Raw genomic sequence first — 3,856 nt, 5'->3', positions numbered from 1 at the left:
CCCAGGCCGGCGGGCTGCCGCCGCACAGCTTCCGAAGCTCCTTCTGGGCTGGGCTCTTTTGGCAGGGCGTTGTCCGCTCCTGTCGCCGTGCCTGCACCATTTGGAACTGCACCTCTGGGATGATGGATGGGAATCCACCCTCGCCGGTGTACCGACGGTCTGCCAGGATGCGGGCCGCCATGTTCTTGTTCCAGGGCTTGTCCCCGTCATAGGGGATGCCTCGCTCCCGAAGCTTGTCCACCAGGGCGTTGTAGCTGGCTCCGGCCAGGTAGCTGCTGTAGATCCAGCGCACCGTCTCCGCCTCTGTTGAGTGGAGCACGATTTCGCCCAGCTCCATCCGGTAGCCGAAGGGCCGCTTCCGGTTGCTCCCCATCACCGTACCGTCCTTTCGATGGGCTCTGTCAGCTCCAGGCCGTTGACCAGCCGGAACCGCAGGCAGTCATCGCTCTCCACGATGATCTTGTCCACGAGCTCGCGGAACAGCTCCCCATCGAAAGCGTCCAGGAAGTCCGGCCCAGCCTCCAGGGCTCCGATCAGCTCCTGGGTCTGCTGGATCGTCTGATCCTCCTCGGCCTTCAGGAACCGTTCCTTCTCCAGCTTTGCGGCGCGGAGCTGTTCCGCCAGCTCGTTTTGGCGGGATATAAAAATATCAGGATCAACCAGGCCCTGCTGCTTGAGCTGGGCCAACAGTCGATCCTGACGGGTGATATCTGCAATTTTCTGGTTGAGTGCCACGATGTCCAGGCTCCAGAGCAGCTTACCCTTCCGGGCGCTCTGGAGGTCTGCGGACAATTGCTTGAGGATGGGCATGCCTTGGTTCCGGAGCTTGTGGTACAGCCGAAGGAAGGCATCGTATATTGTGCGCTCTGGAATGGGACCAACAGGGCATGCATCCAGATCCACAGTGTGGGTACGGCAGATAAAGTAAGTAATCCCGCTGTTCACCTGTTTCCGGAAGAGAGTACCGCAGTGGCCGCACCTTAGCATCCCGCTTATGGGAGTGCTGCATTTTACCCTGCTGAAATAGTGCTGCTTCCGCTCGCGCAGGAGGCTCTGCACTTTGTCAAATACGGTCTGGTCGATAATTGCGGGGTGTGTGTTCGGCGCATAGTATTGATTCAGCTCTCCTCTGTTAGTCAGCGAGCGGCGGGGCAGTGTTGGTGTCCGGAAAGACTTTTGCCAAAGGGAGTTTCCTGCGTATTTCTCGTTTTTCAGAATGCGGGCAATCGCTTTGACCTTCCACTGATAGGGACTCAGCGTAGGATCAACGCTCTGCCGCTCTTTCATGTGTCCTGCAATTTCCTGCATATTGTATCCTTCCAGAAAATCTGAGAAGATTTCCCGTACATATTTTGCCCGTCCAGAGTCGATGATGATGCCGCCGTCTTCATCCTTTTTGTAGCCGAAGGGAAGGGACGAGGGAACGAATGTGCCGCGTGCCATCCGTTTTTGGATGCCCCAGCGGATATTGTCCGAGATGTTCTCGCTCTCCTTCTGATCCATCATGGCGAAGATGGCTGTAAGAAGCTCACCGGCCAGTTCGGAGGTGTCAATGCCCTGCTCCTCGAAGCACACCCCGACTCCCAAGGCCTTCAGCTCCCGGACGGCCTCCAGACACCCCTTGGCGTTCCGGGCGAACCGGGACGAGGATTTCACCAGGATCTTATCCACCCGGCCCCGCCGGCAGTCCGCCAGCAGGCGCTGGAAGTCGTCCCTCTTCTCCGCCGAGGTGCCGGTGATACCCTTGTCCGCGTACACGTCCACGAATTCCCACTCCGGGTTGGCGGTGATGAGTTCCGTGTAGTGGGCGTTCTGAGCGGCAAAGGAGTTAAGCTGATTCTCCGAGCTGGAGCTCACCCGGGCGTAGGCCGCCACACGGAGCTTCCGATCCCGGACAGGATCGCTGGGCGGGATGGTAATCACCTGGGGCGCACCGTTCAGCGCCAGGGAACCGCTGGTTTTCTTCTGCTCGTCCATGTTGACACCCCCTTGTCAGCAACACACGATACCAGCACTACCGCAAAATATCCATATCCAAACGCAACAAAAATTAGGGGGAAAATATGACGTCCGCCCCGGTTTCTACCCGGAGCCGGGCTGCAATCCTCCCGGCCTCCTTCCGGCTGACAAGGCCGGCAGTCTGGAGGTGTCGGAGGATGTTCACCATCCCGATGTAATTAATGTTCTGGTTCATAGCCAACCCTCGTTTCAGGCGGAGGCCGCTCCCAAATGGGCAGGGAGCGGTCCCCACTTCCTATCTTCTGAAATCTTGGATTTCCAAAAAGCAATCATTCCACACCTGTATTTGACACTACTCCCCCAGGCGGCAGGGCGGCAGCAGACGGACTGTGTTGGCGCACATCACGGGAATCTCACCCCTCCGAGGATCTCTCCGAGCTGCCCCCATTGCTTGATCCCGGTATCACCCGGGGCTGTGGCTGGACAGGAGTATCATTATCAGATTGCTGACGAGGGTCGGGCCGGATAAGCCAGCCGCAATGCGAAACAGCCCGCCACAGGCTGCTTTGTGGACGTATGGGCACCGCTCTGCACCTTCCTTGGCCGTCTTTGATGCGGGCTCACGGTCCGCACAGGTGGTCTTGGCGCATCCTCCAGCGTCGCTTTAGCCCTCCTTACAGAGGGGCTCTCATCAGTGGACGTATCCCGCTGCCGGATATTCTATTTGCAAGGATCAGGACGGAAATCGGTAGATCACCGATACTCCCAATACAGGGCAAACTGTGCCAGGATGCTGTTCATGACCTGAAGATCATCTCCAGACAAGGTTTTACGAACCTTCATCAATAATACTTGTTGCTTAGAGGATAGTGTGCGGCTCTCCATGTGAAACCAGTCTGGCAAATGGATCCCTCCACCAAAACGTCCACGCACAACTTGGATTGGATAGTAGCACGAGAGAATCACCAGATCTGCACGGATTGTCCGCTCGGAAACGCCAAGTTCTGCCGAGAGATTTATGGCGGTCTCATGGCGCCTTTTGCATAGCAGATGCAGAATTTCGCTTCTCCGCTCTGACGGGGTCATCTCTCTCACCGCCTCGTCTTGCCCTGTGATTAGAAGTATAAAGGTTAAAGCGGAAGACCAATTTCCGGTTTAAAAATTTTTATGATCTGATAATGCAATTTCGGCATTATGCCAGATTAAAAGCCATTCTTTTATGCAATATGACAGGCTCGTTTGGAATACAAAGAAAACTGCCCATGTCGGAAGAGCCATATGGCCGTTCCAACATGGGCAGCTCCTGCCTGTAAATAAATTCCCGTCAAACGGTTATGCAAAAGATCTTTGCCGTTGAACTACTATCTCTCCACCATTCCATACTTGACCTTTACGCGGTCCAGCTTCTCCAGCATGGGCTCTGCCCCAAACCAGAGAAAAAGCCAAGTGGCAGCCGCCTGGATACAGTCGAAGGGGAGTCCGGAGATGTAGTAGGTCAGCAGGACCTTTTCATTGAGCTCTCCCACCCAGGTGAGGGCGGATGCCGGATTCATAATTCCGCCGTAGATCAGTATGGCGGCCAGTGCGCCAAACACGCATAGTGCACCCCGGTTGCGCCGCAGCAGCCCCTTTCGGAACAGGATGCCTGCCAGGAAGCCGATGATCCCCATGGAAAACATCTGCCAGGGGGTCAGTGGCCCCTGCCCGAAGAGCACGTTGGAGGCCAGCATGGTCATTGCACCCACCAGGAAGCCAGTTTCACCACCGAAAGCCACGCCGGCGATAATGGTCACCGCCATCACCGGCTTGAACTGCGGCAGCATGAAAAGCGCCGCCCGCCCTGCAATTCCAATGGCACACAGAACCGCTATGATCACCAGTTCCCTGGCCTGCGGCT

General features: G+C 56.6%; 5 protein-coding genes. All 5 read right to left on the bottom strand.

Annotation, left to right across the window (positions count from 1 at the left end; genetic code table 11):
- On the bottom strand, nt 1-373 hold a 373-nt coding region (locus HMPREF0372_RS20920), incomplete at its 3' end, for a recombinase family protein (RefSeq protein WP_007495125.1).
- Complete coding sequence (locus tag HMPREF0372_RS16815; protein ID WP_007495123.1) at nt 373-1,977, bottom strand: recombinase family protein; 1,605 nt, start codon at nt 1,975-1,977, stop codon at nt 373-375. The genes HMPREF0372_RS20920 and HMPREF0372_RS16815, both read right to left, overlap by 1 nt.
- A gap of 73 nt (nt 1,978-2,050) precedes the next feature.
- Nucleotides 2,051-2,194 (bottom strand): hypothetical protein, encoded by a 144-nt coding sequence (locus HMPREF0372_RS20215; RefSeq protein WP_165450232.1) that lies wholly within the window; start codon nt 2,192-2,194, stop codon nt 2,051-2,053.
- 518 nt (nt 2,195-2,712) lie between these two features.
- Nucleotides 2,713-3,045, bottom strand: coding sequence for an HTH domain-containing protein (locus HMPREF0372_RS16810; RefSeq protein WP_021630443.1), 333 nt, complete (start codon nt 3,043-3,045; stop codon nt 2,713-2,715).
- A gap of 275 nt (nt 3,046-3,320) precedes the next feature.
- Nucleotides 3,321-3,856, bottom strand: a 536-nt coding sequence (locus HMPREF0372_RS16805) for an ECF transporter S component (RefSeq protein ID WP_007495114.1), incomplete at its 5' end; no start/stop codon positions are given.

The organism is Flavonifractor plautii ATCC 29863, from assembly GCF_000239295.1.
Classification (GTDB): domain Bacteria; phylum Bacillota; class Clostridia; order Oscillospirales; family Oscillospiraceae; genus Flavonifractor; species Flavonifractor plautii.
The sequence above is the reverse complement of the archived record's forward strand: the minus strand, read 5'-3'. Positions and strand labels throughout refer to the sequence as shown.

Bases quoted from the DNA above. Each gene is read 5' to 3' on its own strand.
- HMPREF0372_RS16810 (WP_021630443.1), bottom strand. From the start codon at position 3,045: ATGACCCCGTCAGAGCGGAGAAGCGAAATTCTGCATCTGCTATGCAAA.
- HMPREF0372_RS20215 (WP_165450232.1), bottom strand. From the start codon at position 2,194: ATGAACCAGAACATTAATTACATCGGGATGGTGAACATCCTCCGACAC.
- HMPREF0372_RS16815 (WP_007495123.1), bottom strand. From the start codon at position 1,977: ATGGACGAGCAGAAGAAAACCAGCGGTTCCCTGGCGCTGAACGGTGCG.